General features: G+C 67.2%; 17 protein-coding genes, 1 tRNA gene and 1 riboswitch. Of the genes, 6 read left to right on the top strand and 12 right to left on the bottom strand.

Annotated features, from left to right (window positions below; all coding sequences use genetic code 11):
- Positions 1-92 precede the first annotated feature (92 nt).
- Together EV675_RS21415 and EV675_RS21410 are read left to right on the top strand one after the other, a co-directional pair.
- Positions 93-1,352 carry an aspartate kinase gene (locus EV675_RS21415; protein WP_130359580.1) on the top strand — a complete coding sequence of 420 codons (1,260 nt, stop codon included), beginning with the start codon at positions 93-95 and terminating at the stop codon, positions 1,350-1,352.
- A gap of 105 nt (positions 1,353-1,457) precedes the next feature.
- Positions 1,458-1,549 (top strand) — tRNA-Ser (locus EV675_RS21410).
- Positions 1,550-1,616: 67 nt separating this feature from the next.
- Here the strand turns inward: EV675_RS21410 and EV675_RS21405 are convergent.
- Positions 1,617-2,240 (bottom strand): isochorismatase family protein, encoded by a 624-nt coding sequence (locus tag EV675_RS21405; RefSeq protein WP_130359578.1) that lies wholly within the window; start codon positions 2,238-2,240, stop codon positions 1,617-1,619.
- A gap of 29 nt (positions 2,241-2,269) precedes the next feature.
- Here EV675_RS21405 and EV675_RS21400 point away from each other — a divergent pair, with 29 nt between their 5' ends.
- The gene (locus tag EV675_RS21400; protein WP_130359576.1) at positions 2,270-3,166 is read left to right on the top strand and encodes a LysR substrate-binding domain-containing protein; all 897 of its coding nucleotides are present in this window, start codon (positions 2,270-2,272) and stop codon (positions 3,164-3,166) included.
- A 48-nt stretch (positions 3,167-3,214) separates the two neighbouring features.
- Here EV675_RS21400 and EV675_RS21395 read toward each other — a convergent pair whose 3' ends face one another.
- Positions 3,215-3,967 carry a maleate cis-trans isomerase family protein gene (locus EV675_RS21395; protein ID WP_130359574.1) on the bottom strand — a complete coding sequence of 251 codons (753 nt, stop codon included), beginning with the start codon at positions 3,965-3,967 and terminating at the stop codon, positions 3,215-3,217.
- A 313-nt stretch (positions 3,968-4,280) separates the two neighbouring features.
- On the opposite strand from EV675_RS21395, the gene EV675_RS21390 reads away from it, so the two are divergent.
- Positions 4,281-5,969, top strand: coding sequence for a tannase/feruloyl esterase family alpha/beta hydrolase (locus tag EV675_RS21390; protein ID WP_165404696.1), 1,689 nt, complete (start codon positions 4,281-4,283; stop codon positions 5,967-5,969).
- Positions 5,970-5,987: 18 nt separating this feature from the next.
- Here EV675_RS21390 and EV675_RS21385 read toward each other — a convergent pair whose 3' ends face one another.
- The 6 genes from EV675_RS21385 to EV675_RS21360 are packed head-to-tail and all read right to left on the bottom strand — an operon-like array spanning position 5,988 to position 11,912.
- Positions 5,988-6,407, bottom strand: a complete 420-nt coding sequence (locus EV675_RS21385) for a carboxymuconolactone decarboxylase family protein (protein ID WP_130359570.1) — start codon at positions 6,405-6,407, stop codon at positions 5,988-5,990.
- Between the two features lie 42 nt (positions 6,408-6,449).
- Positions 6,450-8,153, bottom strand: a complete 1,704-nt coding sequence (locus EV675_RS21380) for a CocE/NonD family hydrolase (RefSeq protein WP_242621531.1) — start codon at positions 8,151-8,153, stop codon at positions 6,450-6,452.
- 16 nt (positions 8,154-8,169) lie between these two features.
- Positions 8,170-9,150, bottom strand: coding sequence for a tripartite tricarboxylate transporter substrate binding protein (locus EV675_RS21375; protein ID WP_130359568.1), 981 nt, complete (start codon positions 9,148-9,150; stop codon positions 8,170-8,172).
- A gap of 14 nt (positions 9,151-9,164) precedes the next feature.
- Entirely contained in the window at positions 9,165-10,136 is a 972-nt protein-coding gene (locus tag EV675_RS21370) for a tripartite tricarboxylate transporter substrate binding protein (RefSeq protein WP_130359566.1), read from the bottom strand.
- A 28-nt stretch (positions 10,137-10,164) separates the two neighbouring features.
- The gene (locus EV675_RS21365) at positions 10,165-11,040 is read right to left on the bottom strand and encodes a polysaccharide deacetylase family protein (RefSeq protein WP_165404695.1); all 876 of its coding nucleotides are present in this window, start codon (positions 11,038-11,040) and stop codon (positions 10,165-10,167) included.
- Positions 11,037-11,912, bottom strand: a complete 876-nt coding sequence (locus EV675_RS21360; RefSeq protein ID WP_242621530.1) for a fumarylacetoacetate hydrolase family protein — start codon at positions 11,910-11,912, stop codon at positions 11,037-11,039. The genes EV675_RS21365 and EV675_RS21360 overlap by 4 nt, the downstream gene beginning before the upstream one ends.
- A gap of 85 nt (positions 11,913-11,997) precedes the next feature.
- On the opposite strand from EV675_RS21360, the gene EV675_RS21355 reads away from it, so the two are divergent.
- Positions 11,998-12,663, top strand: coding sequence for a GntR family transcriptional regulator (locus tag EV675_RS21355; protein ID WP_242621529.1), 666 nt, complete (start codon positions 11,998-12,000; stop codon positions 12,661-12,663).
- A 25-nt stretch (positions 12,664-12,688) separates the two neighbouring features.
- Here the strand turns inward: EV675_RS21355 and ribB are convergent, their stop codons facing one another.
- Entirely contained in the window at positions 12,689-13,354 is a 666-nt protein-coding gene (gene ribB / locus EV675_RS21350) for a 3,4-dihydroxy-2-butanone-4-phosphate synthase (protein WP_130359562.1), read from the bottom strand.
- Positions 13,355-13,466: 112 nt separating this feature from the next.
- Positions 13,467-13,617, bottom strand: a riboswitch (FMN riboswitch).
- A 109-nt stretch (positions 13,618-13,726) separates the two neighbouring features.
- Here ribB and EV675_RS21345 point away from each other — a divergent pair.
- On the top strand, positions 13,727-14,965 hold the full coding sequence (locus EV675_RS21345) for an MFS transporter (RefSeq protein WP_130359560.1): 1,239 nt from the start codon (positions 13,727-13,729) through the stop codon (positions 14,963-14,965).
- Positions 14,966-15,024: 59 nt separating this feature from the next.
- Here the strand turns inward: EV675_RS21345 and EV675_RS21340 are convergent, their stop codons facing one another.
- The 3 genes from EV675_RS21340 to EV675_RS21330 form a co-directional block, all read right to left on the bottom strand.
- Entirely contained in the window at positions 15,025-15,603 is a 579-nt protein-coding gene (locus tag EV675_RS21340) for a MarR family winged helix-turn-helix transcriptional regulator (protein ID WP_242621528.1), read from the bottom strand.
- A 32-nt stretch (positions 15,604-15,635) separates the two neighbouring features.
- A complete protein-coding gene (locus tag EV675_RS29860) occupies positions 15,636-17,810 on the bottom strand; it encodes a collagen-like triple helix repeat-containing protein (RefSeq protein WP_242621527.1) in 2,175 nt (724 codons plus the stop codon).
- Positions 17,811-18,196: 386 nt separating this feature from the next.
- Positions 18,197-19,660, bottom strand: a complete 1,464-nt coding sequence (locus EV675_RS21330; RefSeq protein ID WP_165404694.1) for a ShlB/FhaC/HecB family hemolysin secretion/activation protein — start codon at positions 19,658-19,660, stop codon at positions 18,197-18,199.
- Between the last annotated feature and the right edge of the window lie 458 nt (positions 19,661-20,118).

Here is a 20,118-nt window from a genome sequence, read left to right as displayed (position 1 = left end):
TAGCCTTTTCCCTGGTGAAACGGCTTTGCCGGCCATCCGGCCGGCCACTCCAGGCAGTCCAGGCTCAAGCATGCGTTAAGCGACACAAGACAATGGCACTAATCGTTCACAAGTATGGCGGTACGTCGATGGGCTCGGTCGAGCGCATCAAGAACGTGGCTAGGCGCGTGGCCAAATGGCACGCCGCCGGGCACCAGATCGTGGTGGTCCCCTCGGCCATGTCGGGCGAGACCAACCGGCTCATCGGCCTGGCCAAGGAAATCCAGGAACAGCCCGATCCGCGCGAACTCGACATGATCGCCTCCACCGGCGAGCAGGTCAGCGTGGGGCTGCTGGCCATGGCGCTGAAGGCGCAGGGCGTGGACGCCCGCAGCTACGCCGGCTGGCAGGTCCCGGTGCGCACCGATTCCGCCTACACCAAGGCCCGTATCTCCTCGATCGACGATACCCGTGTCCGCGCCGATCTCGACGCCGGGCGCGTGGTCATCGTCACCGGGTTCCAGGGCGTGGACGACGCCGGCAACATCACCACCCTGGGCCGGGGCGGTTCGGACACGTCGGCCGTGGCCGTCGCGGCCGCGCTCAAGGCCGCCGAATGCCTGATCTACACCGACGTGGACGGCGTCTACACGACCGACCCGCGCGTGGTGCCCGAGGCCCGGCGCCTGAACGTCGTTTCCTTCGAGGAAATGCTGGAGATGGCCTCGCTGGGCTCCAAGGTCCTGCAGATCCGGTCGGTCGAGTTCGCCGGCAAGTACCGCGTGCCCACCCGCGTGCTGTCGTCGCTGACCGATCCGATGATTTCGCTCGACGAAGAAATGAAGTCGGGCACCCTGATTACTTTTGAGGAAGACGAGAAAATGGAAGCCGCCGTTGTATCCGGCATCGCATTCAGCCGGGACGAAGCCAAGATCACGGTCGTGGCCGTGCCGGACAAGCCCGGCATCGCCTTCTCCATCCTGGGCCCGATCGCCGATGCCAACATCGACGTCGACATGATCGTCCAGAACCAGTCCGTCGCCGGCACCACCGACTTCTCGTTCACCGTCAACCGCGGCGAATTCAAGAAGGCGCTGGACGTGCTGAACGGCAAGGTCGTGCAGGCCATCGGCGCGCGCGAAGTCGTGTCCGACGACAAGGTCTGCAAGGTTTCCATCGTCGGCATCGGCATGCGTTCGCACGCCGGCATCGCCAGCCTGATGTTCCGGACCCTGTCGGAAGAAGGCATCAACATCCAGATGATCAGCACCAGCGAGATCAAGACCTCGGTGGTCATCGAGGACAAGTACATGGAACTGGCCGTGCGTGCGCTGCACAAGGCGTTCGGCCTGGACCAGGGCGCCGCGCAGTAAAAAAAGCGGGGCCGCGGGGCACCCGGCCGCGAGGGGAAAGCGCAAATTTTTCGGCCGCCAGCGGCTGGATCCCCCCTCGGACCGTGGTACACTGCCGGCTCTTTCGGAAGCGTGCCCGAGTGGCCGAAGGGGCTCCCCTGCTAAGGGAGTATGCGGCTAAAACTGCATCGTGGGTTCGAATCCCACCGCTTCCGCCAGATTTGCCAAAAAACCCCTTGAGAAATCAAGGGGTTTTTTGTTTGGCGCCGTGGTTGGGGCAGGGGGTTATTTCAACTGTTCCAGCATCTGGCGCATCCGCGCCAGCGAGACCACTTCCGCGTATTTGCTCTGCATGTCGACCAGGTTGCTCGCGTGCTGCGCGGCGGAGCGGTCGGCCACGCACTCCTGCACCACGAAAGGCGGGAATGCGTTCTGCATGGCGTCGACCACGCTGGCGCGTACGCAACCGCTGGTGGTGGCTCCGGCAACGATGAGGGAATCGCATCGGCGGGCCGCAAGCAGCGCGGACAGCGGGGTGCCGAAGAAGGCGGAAGCCTGGGTCTTGCGCAGGACGAGATCGGTCGCGGGGTCGTAGTGCAGGCGTGGATCGATTTCGCAGGTAGGCGTACCCTGGATGAGCGTGTCGAGCGAGGTGCACTTCCTGCCCCAGGCGCCCATGTCGCTCAGGTTGCGCTGGTAGCCCAGCAGCGTGAAGATGACCGTGCCTACGCCGCGCATGGCATCGATCAGCTCGTTGGTGGCAAGCACGGCCGCGCCGCAGTCCGATGCCAGGGGGCTGAGTGCCGGCTCGGTGAAGCCGCGCTGGAAATCGACGATCAGCAGCGCGGGACGATGGCCGAACGTCAGGGTGCCGTTGAAACCGCTGCGGATGTTGTCCTGGTCTTGCATGGAATGCCTTGTTGAGGGCGATATCGTTTATGGAACTGCGCAACCTTCGCTATTTCGTGGCACTGGCCGAGGAACTCAGCTTTACCAAGGCTGCGCAGCGGCTGCATATCTCGCAGCCGCCGCTCAGCGTCCAGATCGCGCAGCTGGAAGAAGAGATCGGGGTTGCGCTCTTCACGCGTACCAGCCGCAGTGTGCAGCTCACCCCCGCCGGCGAGGTGTTCCTGAACGATACCCGGTCGATCCTGGACCGCCTGAGCGTCGCATGCGACCGCGCGCGTTCCGTGGGCAGCGGCCTGGCCGGCCGCATCGACATCGGCTTGTCCGGTTCGCAGTTCCAGGGGCCGCTGCCGAGCCTGATCGCCAGGTACATGCAGATGAATGCGGGCGTGTCGATCGTATTGCATGAGTCCCGGCCCGCCGATCAACTGGAGGAACTGCGCCGCGGCAGCATCGATCTGAGCATCTCGCGCACGCCGGTCAACGATGCGGTGCTGCGCAGCCAGCTGCTGTTCAACGATCCCATCGTCGTGGCGCTGCCCGCGGGACATCGCTTTGTCGACAGAGAGCGCCTCAAGCTGTCGGACCTGTCGGCCGAGCCGTTCATCATGCTGCGCACGGAGTCGTCGGCGTTTGCCCGGCTGCTGTTCGACAGCTGCATCCAGGCGGGCTTTGCGCCCAAGGTCGTGCAATGGGTGCTGGAAGTGCCCGCGATCACGAGCCTCGTGGCGGCTGGCATAGGCGTGGGACTCGTTCCGCGCTCGGTTGCCTGCGCGCGCGACGATTGCGTGTACCGCGCGCTCGATGGCGACGTACCGCGCTCGGGCGTGTACGTCGTGCAGCGATGCAATGAGACTAACCGCGTGGCGGAGGCGTTCGTACGCATGCTGGAAGAGAGCGACCTGAGCCGTTGGCAGGGCGGCGACTAGGAACCCGCCGCGGGCCGGCATCGGGCCGCCTGGCGTTTCGTGGACGCGTCAGTACTTGCCGGACAGCAGCGAGCCGAAGCCGGGCACCCGGGTCTTCAGGCCGAGCGACTTGAGCATCATGTAGGCCGTGGACACCGCGGCCGAGACCACGGGCATGCCCACGCGATCCTCTATGCCCTGGATGGAGGCAAGCGAAGGCATCTGCACGCAGGCCGACGCCACGACGGCATCCGCGCCGGCCGTGTTCAGGCGCTTGGTGACCTCCAGGGGCGCCAACGGATCGCGTCGGCCCACGTCCAGGTTGTCGGGAATTTCCAGCGAGATGCTGTCGACCACTTCGATGCCCTCGTGCGCCAGGTAGTCGATTACGAGCTGCGTCAGGGGCTTCATGTAGGGCGTGAGAATCGCCACGCGCTTGGCGCCGATGGCGTGCAGGCCGCTGACGAGGGCGCCCGCGCTGGTCACGATGGGGGCGGGGCCGCCGGCCTCGACCGTGCGCTCATGCAGGCGCTTTTCGGAGACGCGATGGTAGCCCAGGCCCATGCTCATGATGGCGACCAGGCAGGCATAGCCCATGACGTCGACCCGGGCGTCGGCCAACTCGAGGGCGCAGCGGTCCGAGTCCCGATCCATGGCCGCCAGTTCTTCCTTGGTCACCTTCTGCATGCGCATGCGGCTCGAGTGGAAGGTGAAACGCTCAGGCTCGTGGTTCTGGCGGGCGGTCAGGATGGCGGGGATCTCGGTCTCCATCGTGGTGTTGGAGCTGGGGACGATCTGCCCGATGCGATAAGTGGTGGTCATCTGCCTTTTACCTCGCTGGACGCCGCGTGTTCGCGGTGTGGGGTTGGTCAATGACAGCAAAAATAATCCGCAAACAGGTATTTGGACAAATATGTTTTTTGTCTCTTTCTATATTTATAAAGAATAGATAAGCGTGGTTCCCGGGTATGCCGTTTTCGTCAGGACTAACCCTATTCGCGTAAGCCTCAGTTTTATATAAGGTATTTTTATATCAAGATGGTTTATAAATATCGCCACCATTGGCGCCAATAAAGGGGACCGCACTATGCATGCATCAGGTAGATATCTGGCTGTTGGGTGGGGCGCCAGCGGTTTGGCGGCGGTTCTCGCGGTTGCCGGGTGTGGAGGGTCGGGCGCGGTGTCTGAACCTCAGGCACTGACCGGAGAGGCGGCCTGTGCGGCGGTCAAGGATTTCCGCAGCACGGAACACCAGGGCGTCATCACCAGCGCCACATGGGTGCCGGCCGATACGGAGAAGTCCGCACCGGCTGCGACGACGTTTCTGCCTGCTCACTGTGTGGTCAAAGGCTCGCTTGAACCCCGCACCGGGGTGGACGGAAAGCCCTACGCGACAAAGTTCGAACTTCGTCTGCCGCTCGATTGGAACCAGCGCTTCTTCTTTCAGGGAGGCAGCGGACTCGAGGGCACGCTGGCTCCCGCACATGGCCCGACGGGCGGAGCGAAGACGGCTCTGGAGCAGGGTTTCGCGGTGGTTTCCCAGAACGGCGGCCACGACAATGCCGACCTGCCGGCGCCCGAGGCCTTCGGCTTCGATCCCCAGGCGAGGCTGGACTTCGGCTACGGGTCCATCATCAAGACATCCAGGGCCGCCAAGAGTCTGATCGCCCACTACTATGGCGGCCCGATCGAGCGATCGTATTTCGACGGCTGCTCCACCGGGGGGCGGCAGGGCATGACTTTTGCCCAGCGTTTTCCGGACGAGTTCGATGGCATCGTCGCGGGCGCTCCGGTGTTCGACTTCGGCCGGGTCGTGGCGGCCCGGATCTGGGGCTGGCAGAAGGCCGCCGCGCTGGTGTCCCGTGAGCCGGGTGGCATGCCCCGTTTTCACGAGGCGATGCCGCAGGCCGATCGCCAGTTGTTCCAGCGTGAGCTGCTGGCTGCCTGCGATGCGCAGGATGGCGCGGTCGATGGCATGATCGGCAATGTGGCCGCCTGCACGTTCCGCCCGAAGGCGCTGCTGTGCACCGGGGAAAAGACCTCGGAATGCCTGTCGGCCGAGCAGGTGGGCATCTGGGAAGCGGTACTGGACGGGCCGGTCGACTCCGGGGGCGCCGCGTTCAAGGTGCCGGGCTATCGATCGCCCGGAGAGGTTGCGGTCCGCGGCTACCGCATCGACGCCGCGTGGATGACGTCCGCCGGCCAGGCGGCCCGCATCACGGGGCAGGGGCCGATTCTGGACATTCAATGGAAGCTGAACATCGACCCGACGCCCATCCTGTTCATGACTCCGCCCCAGCCGGGATTCCGGCCTCTCGATGACATCGATTGGGATACCTGGGGCAGCTCGATGACCGTCAATGCGCCGTGGCTGGCATCGGACCCGGACCTGGGGCGCTATCGTGACCGGGGCGGCAAGATGATCTTCTATCACGGCACCGGAGACAGCGGACCGAACGCCGTCGATACGATCGACTACTACGAATCCGTCGTGGCGCTCAATTCGAGTCGCGAGCAGACGGGCAAGTTCGCCAGGCTGTTCCTGGTGCCGGGCATGGGCCATTGCCGAGGGGGCCCCAGCACCGACACCTTCGACCGCCTGGCACCGATCATGGATTGGGTCGAACGCGGCAAGGCGCCCGATTTCATCGTGGCGCAGGCAACACCGGGCAACGCCGACCTTGCCGCGGTGACGCCCGCGATACCGGCCAACCGGACGCGTCCGCTTTGTCCGTATCCCACGTATGCCCGCTACGACGGAACCGGGTCGATGGACGATGCCGCCAGCTTCAAGTGCACGCCACCCGCTGCCGGTCCGACGTAAGCCATGCGGTGATTTTTCTCAGATCCCCATTTCCGCGAATACCTCCAGCATCACCCGCTGGCTGTCCAGCGCCGCGGGCACGCCGCAGTAGATGGCGGCCTGCAGGAAGACCTCGTTGATCTCTTCCTTGGTCAGGCCGTTGTTGATCGCGCCGCGCACGTGCAGCCGCAATTCGTGCGGACGGTTCAGCGCCGTGATCATGGCCAGGTTCAGGAAGCTGCGGGTGCGGCGGTCCAGTCCCGGTCGGTTCCAGACGTCGCCCCAGCAGTGCTGCGTGACCAGTTGCTGCAGCTCCATGCGCAGCGGGTCCCCGGCGGCCTTGGCCAGCGAGGCGTCCACGTATTCGCGGCCGAGCACCTCGCGGCGGGTGGCCAGGCCCCGTTCGAACAAGGCGTCGTTGTAGCTGCCGCCAAGCGCGGTGCGGTCGGGTTGGGTCATGCTCGTCTCCTGGGTCGGTATTGCGCGAGCATAACCCTTCCGTCAGTTGCGGGCGGGGATCAGGGGCATCAGCAGGTGGCTGTCCCGGTTGCCGCCGGTATGGACCGTGGTCTGTCCGGCGAAGGTCGGGGCCGGCCGGTCCCGCGGATGGTCGTGGCGCAGGCGGCCGGGGGCATCGACGATGAAGTCATGGCCTTGCAGCGTCAGCACGAGGCGCCATCCGCGCGGGAAGACCATGCAGGTGGGCCAGATCTCGATGTCCAGCGGGTAGGCCTGGCCGGGTTCGAGTTCCTGGATTTCATCGTGCGTGTGCCAGGGCCGGTAGGGCAGGCTGCGCGCCGGGTCGGTCTTCCTGCGCGAGGCGCGCAGCCAGCCCAGGGCCATGGGCACGCGCTCGTGCGCGCCGATGAAGCTGGCTTCCTTGCCGTCCGGATCGAACACGCGCAACACGGCGAAGATGTCCATGTCGGCGGTGGACGACGATGCCCAAAGCCGCAGGCTCGCGGGACCCGTGAATTCGACGTCCTCGTCGAACGGCGCGGTCGAGAAGTGCAGGCCCTCGCCCATCGCGGCGAAGGCCGCCTGGCCGCCTGCCTGGGGTGCGCGAGGCGCCAGCATCAGCGTGTCCGCGTCCAGATGGAAGCGCGTCCATTGCGTCCGGGCCAGCGGCCATTCGTGCTCCTGTCGCAGCTCGGCGGTGCCGTCGGGGCGGCGGATGGCCAGCTGGACGCGGGGCTCCCGTTCCCAGCCGTTGTCCGCGCCGCGCAGGTAGCGGTCGAAGAAGCGCTTCTGCAAGGCGACGTAGCGCGGCAGGTAGAAGCTTTCGTAGTGGGTGCCGATGTGGGCGAACAGCCATTTGTCGCGCGAGCCGGCGCGCAGGAAGCCTTCGAAGTTGCCGCGCAGGTGCATGCCCGGTCCGCCCCAGTTCGCGGCCGACAGGATGGGCACCTGGATCGCGGACAGGTCGGCTTCGCGCGCCTGGTTCCAGGCATCGTCCAGCGGATGTTCCAGCCGGTCGCGCGGATGGTCCGCGCGGCTGCCCTGCAGGATGGCCTCGGGCAGGTCGGGGCCCGTGGTGCGCTCGCCGGTCAGGCGATCGCGATGGGTGCTGGCGCCGCTGCCGTACTGGTTGGCCAGCACCTGGCGCGGCCACCAGGCCTCGGTGAAGCTGTTGCTCAGGATGCCGCCGTGGTAGCTGCCGTCGCGGTACAGATCGCTGGAGCCTTCCCAGGGCACGATGGCGGCGAGATGCGGCGGCCGCAGCGCAGCCACCTGCCACTGCTTGATGGCCAGGTAGGACACGCCGATCAGGCCGATCTTGCCGTTGGACCAGGGCTGCTCGCCCGCCCATTCTATCCATTCGTACAGATCGCGCGTTTCGATGGGGCCGAACGGATCCAGGTAGCCTTCGGAGCGGCCGGTTCCGCGCGAATCGACCTGGATCACGACGAAGCCGTCGGGTACCCAGCGCTCGGGATCCACGACTTCCCAGCGCAGGTGGCGGCCGGTCGTGCCGTCGGTGTCCAGGCCCGGATAGATCTTCTTCAGGACCTGCCATTGAGGCTGGTAGGCGTCCTCGAAATGGACATCCTTGCCGTAGGCCCCCATGGCCATGACCACGGGGTGGCGGCCGGGCGCCTCGGGCCGGAAGACGTTGGCGCGCAGCACGGTCCCGTCCGACATCGTCAGCGCGACGTCGCGTTCGAAGATCATGCCGTTCTCGGTGGTGATGCGGGTCGGGATCATGGTGCGGCGAGTCTCTTCATTGCATGGGTACGTGGGCGAGCTTGACGATGCGCGCGAATTTGTCCATCTCGGCCTGGAAGAAGCGGGTGAATTCCTGCGGCGAGGATTGCGCGGGCGGACTGTCCCAGGCTTCCATTTTTTCCTTCACCTCGCGCACGTGCATGGCCTTGTCGATCTCGGCATAGAGCCGCTGCACGACGGGCGGCGGCGTCTTGCCGGGCGCGAAGATGCCGACCCAGCCGCCGTTGTAGTCCATGTCGGGCACGCCGCTTTCCGCCATGCTCGGCACGTCGGGAAAGGCGGCGATGCGTTGGCGGCTGGTGACCGCCAGCGGGCGTACCTGGCCGGCCTTGACCGCGATGGTGGCGGCGGCCGTGCTCAGGAAGCACGCGCTGACGTCGCCGGCGATCACCGCGTTCAGCGCCGGGGCGCCTCCCTTGTAGGGAACGTGCAGCATGTGGGTGCCGGCCGTCGAGTTCAGCAGTTCTCCCACCAGGTGCAGCGTGTTGCCGGTGCCGGGCGAGCCGAAGGTGATGCGGCTGTCGGGCTTGCGCGCCATCTCGAGGAATTCGGCGAACGTCCTGCCGGGAAACTTGGGATGGACCACCAGCGTCAGCGCCGGTGCCACCGTCAGCAGTCCGACCGGCGTGAAGTCCCGCACGGTGTCGTAGGGAAGCTTGCTGTAGATGCTGGGATTGATCGCTTGCGAACCGGTGGTCAGCAGCAGCGTGTAGCCGTCGGGGGCGGCATGGGCCGCGGCTTCGGCGGCGATGATGCCATTGGCGCCGGCGCGGTTTTCGATGACCACGCTCTGGCCCGTCTGCTTGCCGACCTGGTTGCCGATCAGCCGGGCCAGCAGGTCGGGGCTGCCGCCCGCCGCGAAGGCTACCAGCAGCCTGATCGGGCGCGAGGGAAAGTCGTCCTGGGCCCGGGCCGGCAGCGCGGCCGCCAGCGGCAGCGCGCCCAGCAGGGCGAGGGTTTGTCTGCGATGAGGCATGAGACCGTCTCCTGTCAGTTCACCTGGGCGCCGGTTTCCTTCACGACCTTGGCCCACTTGGCCAGTTCGTCGTGCAGGTATTTCCTGGCCTCGGGCAACGTGCCGCCCAGCGGCTCGAATCCCGTGGCGGCCAGCTTCGCCTGGAAGTCGGGGTCGCGCTGGATGCGCGCGACTTCGTCGTTCAGGCGCTGGAGCACCGCGTCGGGCGTCCTGGCGGGGGCGAACACGCCTACCCATGTCACATCGGCGAAACCGGGAAAGCCCGATTCCGCCACGGTGGGCACCTCGGGCAGCGCCGCCGAGCGTTTGCTGCCGGTCACGACCAGGCCGCGCACCTTGCCGGCCTTGACCAGTTCCACCGCCGCTGGCAGGGCCACGCTGGCGAGCTGGGTCTGTCCGGCCGCGGCCGCCGTCAGGGCGGGGCCCGCGCCCTGGTACGGGATGTGGGTGACGGGCGTGCGGGCCAGCACCTTGAACAGGTATTCGGCGGTCAGGTGCGGCGTGGTACCGGCGCCGGCCGTGCCGTAGTTGTAGTCGCCGGATTTCGCCGCGGCGATGACCTCCTGCAGCGTCCTGGCCTTCAGGTTGGGCGCGGTCACGATCAGGTTGGGGCTCGAGGCCACCAGTGCCGCCAGCGTCAGGTCCTTCTCGGCATCGAAGCCGAGGTTGCGCTGCATGGCCGGATTGACGGCATACGAGCTGGTATTGATCAGCAGGGTGTAGCCATCGGGATCGGCGCGCGCCACTGCGGCGGAGGCCACCGAGCCGCCGGCGCCCGGGCGGTTCTCCACCACGATGCTCTGGCCCAGCACTTCGCCCAGGCGGTGTCCCAGCAGGCGGGCGATGATGTCGGCCGGGCCGGCGGGCGCGAACGCGACGACGAAGCGGATGGGCTTGGCGGGCCAGGCGGCCTCGGCATGCGTCAGGGCGGGCCATGCCAGCCCGCAGGCGGCCAGCGCCGCCGCGGCAGTGCGTAGGGATGTCATGTTGTCTCCTCCGTGCGCGAAGCGCTGTTCAGATCGTGTCGAGGACGTGGCGGGCCATCTCCTGCCGTGTGCCGACCCAGACGTCGCCGGCCTTGGCCACGCGGCCCATGATCTCGTCGTAGACCCAGGCGCCCGAGGGGCGGCCCATGACGTGCGTGTGGGCGGTGACGTCCAGCATCAGGGGCGCGGTCTCGCGTTCGCGGAAGGCGGCGAAGCAGTCCTCGAAGGTTTCCAGCATGTGCCGCGGCCCCTGGCCGTAGCGGATGCAGGTGGGCAGGTCGTTGACGTCCATGGTGAGCGGAATGGCGACGATGCGGTGCTGCCCGAAGTCCATGACGTAGGGCCGGTCGTCGTCGTTCATGTCGCCGTGGTGCAGGTAGCCGGCCTCGGCCAGCAGCCGCGAACTGATGGGGCTGCCCGTGCCGCGCGGGCTGATCCAGCCGGTGGGCGCGGTGCCGGAGGTACCGGCCAGCAGGTCGTGGTTGCGGCGCAGGTTCGCGCGTTCGGCGGCCTCGTCCAGGTAGACCGGGATCACGTCCATGCCCCACGAGTGGTTGACGATTTCGTGGCCGAGTTCGGCGATGCGGCGCACCGTGGCGGGGTCGCGTTCGCAGATGACGCCGTTGACCATCACGCTGGTCTTCACGCCGTGCTTCTCGGCGATGCCGATCAGGCGATGGATGCCGCGATTCACGCCGAACGCGGCCCAGGAGTGCGCGTTGGTGTCGAAGTAGCCGGGCTTGAGCACGTTGCCCATGGGGCCGATGCCCGGCGCCTGGCCGTCCGACCACGCTTCGAACGCGATGTTGAAGATCACGGCGATGCGCTTGCCGCCCGGCCAGCGGAAATCGTCGGGCAGGCGGGTGATGCGCGGGGTGTCCGCCTTGGCTGCGATGTCGGTCATGCGTCGTCCTTGATGGTATTGGCCAGGATGCCCAGGCCTTCGATTTCGATCTCGATGCGGTCGCCGGGCTGCATCCATACCGGCGGCTTGCGCGCATAGCCCACGCCGGCGGGCGTGCCCATCGCGATGACATCGCCGGGCTCCAGCGTCAGCGCCTCGGTCAGCAGGCACAGGGTCTCGGCCACCGGGAACAGCATGTTGGCGGTGTTGTCGCTTTGCATGACGCGGCCGTTCAGGCGCGATTCGATCTTCAGGCCCGCGGCGCCGGGGGGCAGGGCGTCGGCCGGGACCAGCCACGGACCGAAGGCGCCGGTGCCGTCGAAGTTCTTGCCTATGGTCCATTGCGCGGTGCGGCGCTGGTAGTCGCGCAGGGTCGCGTCGTTGAAGCACGCGTAGCCCGCGACCGCCGACAGGGCGTCGTCCGGCGTGAGATGCCGGGCACGCCTGCCGATCACCACCGCCAATTCGGCCTCGAAGTCCAGCTTGTCCGACACCCGGGGGCGCAGTAGCGGCGCGCCGTGGGCGATGAGCGAGGTGGCGCCGCGCATGAAGAAGCTCGGGTACGAGGGCTTGGCGTTGCCGCCTTCGGCGGCGTGGTCCGCATAGTTCAGGCCCAGGCAGATGATCTTGCCGGGGCGGGGCACGGGGGGCAGCAGGCGGACCTCGGCCAGCGGGACGCGTTTGGCGCCCGCCAGCGCGCGGTCGCCGGCTTCCCGCATGGCTTGCGGGCCCTGCGCGGCCAGCGCCGCCAGGGCTCCGGGCATGAACGGATGGCCGGGATCGGCGATTTCGGCGACGCTGCTGTCCGCGACCACGCCGATGCGGACGGTGTCCTGGCCTGGGAGTGTGTAGGAAACGAAAGGATGAGCCATTGTCGATAAAACTCCGTATGGAGAAAAATATCGACAAAATTCTATCGAGCTAAAATAATGTCGGTAACCTGAGGAAAACCCCCGCATGCTAGATGCCGATATCGCTCCCAGCATGACCGTGCAGATCTACGAACGCCTGCGCGCCGATCTGCTCGACGGTCTGTGGCCCCCCGGACAGAAGCTGCTGATGCATCGCCTGCGGCAGCACTACGCCATAGGCGCGAGTCCGCTGCGCGAGGCGCTCAGCCGCCTCGTCGCCGAGGGGCTGGCGGTCCACAACGACCAGCGCGGGTTCGCGGCCGCGGCGGTGTCGGCGGACGAACTGGAGGACATTCTGCGCAACCGTGTGGCGCTGGAGTCGCTGGCGCTGGAGCAGGGGCTGGCCAGGCGCAGCCCGCAATGGGAGGAAGCGCTGCTGCTCGCCTTCCATCGCCTGTCGCGCACGCCGCGTTCGGTGGACGAAGACAGCTATGAAGAGAATCCGGTGTGGGAACGGCAGCACCGCGCATTCCACTTCGCGTTGTTGTCCGCGTGCGGATCGCCGACCCTGATGGGGTTCTGCGAACAGCTCTACGACCGCGCCTACCGTTATCGGCAACTGGCGGCGCGCAAGGCCTACAAGCGGCGCAACGAATTGGACGAGCACCGGGCCATTTTCGAGGCCGTGATGGCGGGGGACCTGGAGGCGGCCAAGGGGCTGCTGGCCCGGCACTACGAACGGACGGCCGCGTTGTCGGGGCAGCAGGGGTAGGGAAGCCCGCGGCGGGCCGGCCCCCTCAGGCCGCGATGGCTTCCTCGGCCGGCTGGCCGGCACGCGAGCGCCAGGCCACGATGTCCTCGATCGTCAGCAGCGGCCAGCCATGTTCGCGGCCGTAGGCCAGCGCCGCGTCGCCGCGCATCATGCTGCCGTCCTCGTGCATAAGTTCGCACAGCAGCGCGGCGGGCGCGAGGCCGGCCAGAGCCGCCAGGTCCACAGACCCTTCGGTATGGCCGCGGCGGCCCAGCACGCCGCGCGGATCGGCGCGCAGCGGGAACACGTGGCCGGGGCTGACCAGGGCGGCGGGGTCGCCGGTCAGCGCGGCGCGCACCGTGGTGATCCGGTCCGCGGCGGACACGCCCGTGCTGACGCCGTCGCGGGCCTCGATGGTGACCGTGAAGGCGGTGCCGTTGCGGCTGCGGTTGCGCGAGGTCATCTGCGGCAGCCCGAGCGCTTCCACGCTTTCGGGCGTCAGGCACAGGCAGACGATGCCGCTGCAATCGCGGATCATGCGCGCCATGATGGGTTCGGTGATGGACTCGGCGGCGATGATGAGGTCCGCTTCGTTCTCGCGATCCTCGTCGTCCAGCAGAACGACAGGCTGGCCGAGTTTCAGCGCGGCCAGGGCCGCGAGCAGCCGTTGTTCGGCGGTGGTGGCTTCGAAGTACTGTTGCAGGGACTGCATGAAAACGCTCCGTAGGAAACAGGAAGCGTTCAGGGCATGGCGCTCGCACGAGCGCCTTAGGAGGCGCGCCGCCTCATGGCTGCGCGAACGCAGGCCGGTACGCGGCGCGTGTTCCCGTCTTCTTTCATCCGGACTATGACCGTCGGCTCCGGCATGGGACCGGATCTGCTGACCTTGCCGGGGGGCCGGCAAGCGCTCGCGGGCTCGGCGTCCGAAGACGCCCTACCGCCGGTGGGGATTTCCACCCCGCCCTGAAGACGCACCGCCCAGACAGGCGGCAGGGCTATCGTAGCAGAAGTGCCGCCCCGGCCTTGGGGAACGCCCTCACGGCGCCTCGGGTATTCTTGCCGTTCGAGGAGACCGTCTTTGCCCATGTCCAGCGATAACGATACGCGGCCGCCCCAGATCGGCGGACGGCAGTCCCTGTTGATTTTTGCCTGTTTCGCCGCCGCCTATTTCTTTTCCTACGGCCTGCGCTCGGTCAATGCCGCGCTGGCTCCCTTCATCACGCAGGACCTGTCGCTCAGCAAATCGCAGCTCGGCTGGCTGTCGTCGGCGTTCTTCGTTTCCCTGGCCGCCATGCAGGCGCCGCTGGGCGTCTGGCTGGACCGGTACGGCGCGCGGCGGGTCGAGGCCTGCCTGCTGGCGGTCGCCGCCCTGGGATCCTTCGTCATGGTCTGGGCCGGCAGCTTCGCGGTCACGTCGGCGGGGCGCATCCTCATCGGCGCCGGCGTGGCGGCCAGCCTGATGGCGCCGTTCTCGTATTTCCGGCGGTGCTATCCGGTGGAGCGGCAGGCGCAGCTGGGATTGTGGCTGCTGGTGGCCGGCACCGGCGGCGCGGTGTTCTTCACCTCGCCCGCGGCCGCGCTGGCCGGCCATTTCGGCTGGCGCAGCGTTCACCTGTTGTCCGGGCTGTCGCTGGCGGTGGTCGCGGTCCTGCTATGGCGCGTCGTGCCCGATCACGACGTGAGCGTGCTGGGAAGCGGGCGCCCGGGCGCGGCGCAGGTCTCGCTGTGGGGGCTGCTCAGGCATCCCGAGATCCTGCGCGTGATGCCGCTGTCGGCCATCGGGCAGGGCGGCATCATCGCCCTGCAGACGCTGTGGGCCGGACCCTGGATGACCGACGTCCTGGGCATGAGTCCCGCCGGCAGCGCCTCGATGCTGCTGGTCATGATGCTGGTGATGACGCTGGGCTATGTCGTCATGGGTTTCGCCAGCCCGCCGCTGCAGCGGCGCTTCGGTCTGTTGAACGTCGCGCTGGCGGGCTACCTGTGCTGCTTCGCCGTGATCTTCCTGCTGGCCTTCGCCGGCGGACCGCTGGCTGCGCTGCTGTGGCTGGCGATGGCGGCGGGCGTCGCGCCCATCATGCTGATGCAGCCTTATCTGTCCACGCAGTTTCCCCGCGAGGCGGCGGGGCGGCTCGTGACGCTCTACAACATGTTCGTGTTCGTCGGCGCCTTCGTGATCCAGTGGGGCATAGGCGTGGTCGTGGACGGATTGACGCAGGCCGGCCTGGGCCGGGGCGCGGCATTCGCGGTGACATTCGCGGGCCTGGGGGTGTTGCAGATGGCGTCGCTGGGGTGGTTCGTCCGCGGGCGCAGGGCGGACTGACCTGCCCGGCGAAAAAAAGCCCGCTTGCGCGGGCTGATGGAGATATCGGTCAGGGGGGCCTAGCTTCGCCTCTTGTCGTCTCCGGGGTGGCGGCGTCCTTCCAGGTGCGGGGCGTTGCCGCCTTCTCCCAGCATGCCCAGGGCCTCGGTCTTGAGCGCATGCACGCATTGCGCGAGAAAACCGTGGACCGCGGACAACTGGTCCCGTTCGTAGCGGGCGCCGATGTGCGCGACGTCTTCGGCCACGGCGCGCATGTGGCGTTCGATCTCCGCGCACTTCTCGCGCACCGGCCGGATGACGACGATGCGCCGGTCGAGCGGATGCTTGTCGCGGACCACGAAGCCGGTGGCTTCCAGCCTGTCGATCACCGCCGTCGTCCCGCCCGAGCTGATGCCTGCCAGGCAGGCCAGCTGGCCGGTCGTGATGGGCTCGAACTCGATGACGAGTTCGAGCGCCTTCACGTCGACCATGCCCAGCCCCAGTCGTTCGGCCAATGCTGTCTGGTATAGCGAGGTGTAGACCGTCAGGCGGCGGCCGAGCATCGTGACGATGCTGTTGAGCATCTCCTGGCTGTCGCTGTCCGTCTCTTCGGGTTCCCGGGGTATCGATCCGTGGACCGAGTGGCTCGAGGAACTCATTACGTTCTCCCAGTGAAGCATGGCCTCTCCTTTCAATGCTTGCCCAAGCCGCCCAGCAATCCGCCCAACAGTCCGGTGACCGGGTTCAGCAGGCCGCCGTTGCCTTCGCCACCTCCCGTGCCACCGCCCAGGCCGGTGCCCTGGCCGACGCCAGCGGTCAGGCTGTTGACGGCGCCGGTCAGGTTGGTCAGCACGTTGCCGACGGGGTTGGTGTTCTCGGGCGTGGCATGCACCAGGCCGCCCACGCTGGAGACGGTCTGTCCCAGGCCGTTCACCAGGCCGCCCAGGCCCGTGCCGACTGCGGGGACGTTGCCGCCCAGGTTGGTGCCGACGCCGCTCAGGCTGCCGCCCAGCGAGGTCAGGAGACCGTTGACCGGTTCGCCCAGGCCGGTGGCCGCGCCCACCGTCTGCGTCGTGCCGGACACCAGGCCCGCAACCGGAGAGACGATCGGGTCGAGCGCCGTGCCGACGTTGCCCAGGGTTTCCTTGGCGTTGAGCGGCACGAGGTTGTCGACCGCGCTACCCGTGTTGGCCAGCGAGGGGTGGAGAATGGGCTGAGCGTCGCTGCCGATGCCGCCCAGAAGACCGCTGGTGATCGGGGCGAGGAGCCCGTTGCTGCCGCCCAGCAGGCCTTCGAGGTTGCCGGACAGGATGGGCTGCAGGAGACCGCCTTCGCCGCCCGTGCCGCCGCCGGTCAGGCCACCGAGCAGACCGGTGACGGGAGCGAGTACGCCGCCTTCACCGCCGGTCGCGCCATTGAGCAGGTTGGTGACCGGGGCCAGGATGCCGCCTTCGCCACCGGTGACGCCGCCGAGCAGGCCGGTGACGGGAGCGAGTACGCCGCCTTCACCGCCGGTCGCGCCGTTCAGCAGGTTGGTGACCGGGGCCAGGATGCCGCCTTCGCCGCCCGTGACGCCACCGAGCAGACCAGTGACAGGAGCGAGCACGCCGCCTTCACCGCCGGTCGCGCCATTGAGCAGATTGGTGACCGGAGCCAGCACGCCGCCATCACCGCCCGTGACGCCACCGAGCAGGCCGGTGACGGGGGACAGCAAGCCGCCGCTGCCGCCCGCGCCGGACGGCGAGGCGGTGGCGCCGGCCTTGTCGACCAGTCCACCTTCCACGCTCAATCCAAGGCCGGCGGTCAGGCTTTCCACCGAACCGGTCAGGTTGTTCAGCACGTTGCCGACCGGATTCTTGTTGGCATCGGAGGCATGCAGCACGCCGCCTGCGCTGGCGACCGTCGCGCCCAGTCCGGACACCAGCCCGCTGACGCCGGTGCCGGCAACGGGCAGCTTGCCGCCCAGGCTGTCACCCAGGTTCGAGACGGCGCCGCCCACCGAGACCAGAAGATCGTTCACCGGCGCGCCCACGCCGGTCTTGTCGCCCACTTGCTGAGTCAGTTGCGTGGCCGTGCCGACGATGGGGCTGACCGCCGGATCCAGGCCCGCGCCCACCTGGCCCAGCGTCTGGCCGAGCTTGAGGTCGACGAGGTTGTCCACGGCGTTGCCGGTGTTGGTCAGCGCCGGCTGCAGCACGGGGTTCTGGACGGTGCCGCCTTCGCCCAGGCCGTTCAGCAGTTGCGAGACGGGGCTCAGCAGGCCGTCGTCCGAGGCCAGCGTGCCGGTCAGGGTGGACACCGTGCCGCTCAGATTGTTGAGCACGTTGCCCAGCGGATTGGGATTGCCTTCGGTAGCGTTCAAGAGGCCGCCTGCGCTGGCGACGGTGTCGCCCAGGCCCGCGACCACGCCGCCCAGGCCCAGCTTGACCGGCAGGCCGGTGTCGTCCAGCGATTGGCCGAGGTCCTTCACCGAGCCGCCGACCGAGGTCAGCAGGTTGTCCACGGGAGCGCCCAGGCCGGTCGCGGCGCCCACCTGCTGCGTGAGGCCCGTTACCGTGCTGCCCACGGGAGCGACCACGCCGTCGAGCTTGGTGCCGACGTTGTGCAGCGTGCCGCCCAGACCGGTGTCCACCACGTTGTCGACCGCTTGGCCGACGTTGCCCAGCGTGGGAGCCAGAACGCCGGTGACGGGCGTGCCGCCGGGGTTGCCGGGGTCTCCCGGGCCGCCAGGATCGCCAGGGTTGCCGGGATTGCCCGGATCTCCCGGATCTCCCGGATTGCCGGGGTTGTTCGGGTTGTTGGGGTTGTTCGGATCACCCGGATTGTTCGGGTTGTTGGGATTGGTGGGGTCGGAGCCTCCTCCCAATCCGGATGTGATCGCACCGGATCCGGAGCAACCGGCCAATGTCGAAAGTGCGAGTACCAAGGCGGCTACCAGGACGCGAGGGCCCGGCTTCGTTTGTTCTTTATGCATGGTTGTTCCCCTTATCGCTGAAGCGGCGACACTGCCTGCTGCGCCTATCGAGCAAGAGCTGTGCCAATGGGCAACGGGAAGGGGGCCGAGGCGTGGGGCGACCACCCCGGAACACCCGGAAAACCTTGCAAACAGGGGATAAATCGAAAACTCAGGGAATTCGTGCGGCTGAGACGATGCGCCCGGATTCCCTGGGAAGCGAGGCGAAAGGAGGGGGGATGAGGCGTTTCGTTACGTAGCAGGGAACCCCCTGTTACGTAACGAAGACCGCGTGCGGGTCAGTCGAACCGCAGCGAGTAGTTGGCGTTCAGGCGCAGCGGCCGGCCGCTGCTGTTGACCGGCTTGTCGCCGACGGGCTTGGCCAGGTTCAGATCGAATGCGTAGTGGCGCTGGTCGGTCACGCGCAGGCCCAGGGCCAGCGATGTCAACGTGTCCGTGGCCAGTGTGAAATTCTTGTTGTTCAGTTTGACGTGAGCGTAGTCGGCCAGCACGTAGGGCGTGACGCTTTGCAGGTAGGGCAGGCCCACCCCGAAGCGCCGGTTCAACTCGATGGATGCGCCATAGCCCTTGTCTCCGCCCAATTCGCCCGCGGGATAGCCGCGCCCGAAGCGCTGTCCGCCGAACGTGACCTGTTCGGAGGTGGGCAGGGAATCCGCGCTGTACTGGCCCAGCGCGGCCAGCGACAGTCCGAACTGATGGGGCAGCGTGAAGTTCTGGTTGGCCATCAGCGTATAGCGCGTGAAGCCCAGGTCGTAGCTGCTGTTCGCGCTCTGTTCCGCGCCCAGGCCGTCCATGCCCTTGTAGATCGCGGCGGTGATGCGCCGCGATTGCCTGTCGGTGGCCTGGGCGTAGGCCAGCTCGCCGCGCAGCACGCGCAGGTGGTTGCTGAGCGTGACCTGGTTGCCGGTGATGCGGCTGCTGTACGTGTCGTTGTTGCGCGAGGCGTAGAAGCCCGCCGTGCCCGTCAGCGATTCCCGGTTGGCCAGCAGGAAGGGATAGCTCACGCTGAGTCCGGCCCGCTGGTTGCGGACCCGGCGGTCGATGTTCTGCGCGTTCAGGCTGTCGTTCTCGGGGTTGGCGGCGTAGCTGTAGGCCTCCGCGCGCACCGTCATGCCGTCGCTGCCCACCGGCACGGCGACGTTGGCCGCGTAGTACTCCAGATGATCGCTGCCGCGCGGCACCGCCGTGGTGACCTGGATCTGTTCGGCCAGCGGCGTCAGGCTGTTGGCGGTCGCGGTCAGCATGGCATGGACGCCGGTGCCCAGGTTGCCGATGCCGGTGTCCAGGCGGAAGGCCTTGTAGCCTACGTTCACGACCAGTTCCGTGGAGCCGTCGGCGCGCTTGGGCAGCGCGAGCTCGGGCTTGATCGTGGCGCCGGCCACCGTGGTCATCAGGTTCAGGTAGCGTTCCAGCGTGGCCCGGGTCAGCGGCCGCTCGGCCTCGATGCGCGCGGCATAGTCGCGGATCTTGGCCGCGGCGTTGCCGGCATCGCCTTCGATCCGGGTGCTGCCCACATAGCCTTCGACCACGGTCACCTTGACCAGCCCGTCGCGGAAGTCCTGCGACTGGATCAGGGCGAAGGACAGCGCATAGCCGGCATCGCGATAGAGCTGGGTGATGGCATCGGTGCGCTGGATCAGTTCGGCAACGGTGATTTCCTTGCCTGCCAGCGGTTCCAGCAGGTCGATCACCTTCTGGAAGTCGATCGCCGTGACGCCGGAGACGTCGAACTGCTTCGGCACCAGTCTATGCGCCAGCAGGGCCTGGATCGCTTCGTTCTGCGCGGGCGCCGGAACAGATACGGAAGGGGCCGCGGCCGGGACCGGCACGGATACCGGAGGCAGTGATTCCGCAGGGTTTCCCCGAAGCGGACTGTCCGCCGCCGATGCCGCTAACGGAGATATGGCCCCCGCAATCAACAGGGCCAGTTTAAGCGTGCGGAATTCGGGTTTTCCCGATGAAAACGAGGTCATTGGGGAATATGGAGCAAATATGCGTAAACGATCGTCATCGCGCGCAGTGTGCCATACGAATACTGTCTTAGGGTGCGCCGATCGGGGGTGGGACGGGATTTTGAGGGGGTTTTTCGTAGTGGGACGTTTGTAGGACGTTACCGGAAGATACTAAAACTCTTTTAATCGTTCGGTTTTCCTATGGAATAAATATTCGCAAACTTGAGATTATCTGGTGATTAACAAAG

The sequence above is a fragment of the Pigmentiphaga kullae genome, assembly GCF_004216695.1.
In the GTDB taxonomy this organism is placed as follows: domain Bacteria; phylum Pseudomonadota; class Gammaproteobacteria; order Burkholderiales; family Burkholderiaceae_B; genus Pigmentiphaga; species Pigmentiphaga kullae.
Note: the sequence above shows the minus strand (reverse complement) of the source record. Positions and strands in the feature narration are given on the sequence as shown.

Excerpts from the sequence above, each read along its gene's own strand:
- EV675_RS21395 (WP_130359574.1), bottom strand. The coding sequence starts at position 3,967 with ATGACCACCACTTATCGCATCGGGCAGATCGTCCCCAGCTCCAACACC.
- EV675_RS21380 (WP_242621531.1), bottom strand. The coding sequence starts at position 8,153 with ATGATCCCGACCCGCATCACCACCGAGAACGGCATGATCTTCGAACGC.
- EV675_RS21365 (WP_165404695.1), bottom strand. The coding sequence starts at position 11,040 with ATGACCGACATCGCAGCCAAGGCGGACACCCCGCGCATCACCCGCCTG.
- EV675_RS21345 (WP_130359560.1), top strand. The coding sequence starts at position 13,727 with ATGTCCAGCGATAACGATACGCGGCCGCCCCAGATCGGCGGACGGCAG.
- EV675_RS21400 (WP_130359576.1), top strand. The coding sequence starts at position 2,270 with ATGGAACTGCGCAACCTTCGCTATTTCGTGGCACTGGCCGAGGAACTC.
- EV675_RS21415 (WP_130359580.1), top strand. The coding sequence starts at position 93 with ATGGCACTAATCGTTCACAAGTATGGCGGTACGTCGATGGGCTCGGTC.
- EV675_RS21375 (WP_130359568.1), bottom strand. The coding sequence starts at position 9,150 with ATGCCTCATCGCAGACAAACCCTCGCCCTGCTGGGCGCGCTGCCGCTG.
- EV675_RS21355 (WP_242621529.1), top strand. The coding sequence starts at position 11,998 with ATGCTAGATGCCGATATCGCTCCCAGCATGACCGTGCAGATCTACGAA.
- EV675_RS21385 (WP_130359570.1), bottom strand. The coding sequence starts at position 6,407 with ATGACCCAACCCGACCGCACCGCGCTTGGCGGCAGCTACAACGACGCC.
- ribB (WP_130359562.1), bottom strand. The coding sequence starts at position 13,354 with ATGCAGTCCCTGCAACAGTACTTCGAAGCCACCACCGCCGAACAACGG.
- EV675_RS21360 (WP_242621530.1), bottom strand. The coding sequence starts at position 11,912 with ATGGCTCATCCTTTCGTTTCCTACACACTCCCAGGCCAGGACACCGTC.
- EV675_RS21340 (WP_242621528.1), bottom strand. The coding sequence starts at position 15,603 with ATGAGTTCCTCGAGCCACTCGGTCCACGGATCGATACCCCGGGAACCC.
- EV675_RS21370 (WP_130359566.1), bottom strand. The coding sequence starts at position 10,136 with ATGACATCCCTACGCACTGCCGCGGCGGCGCTGGCCGCCTGCGGGCTG.
- EV675_RS21405 (WP_130359578.1), bottom strand. The coding sequence starts at position 2,240 with ATGCAAGACCAGGACAACATCCGCAGCGGTTTCAACGGCACCCTGACG.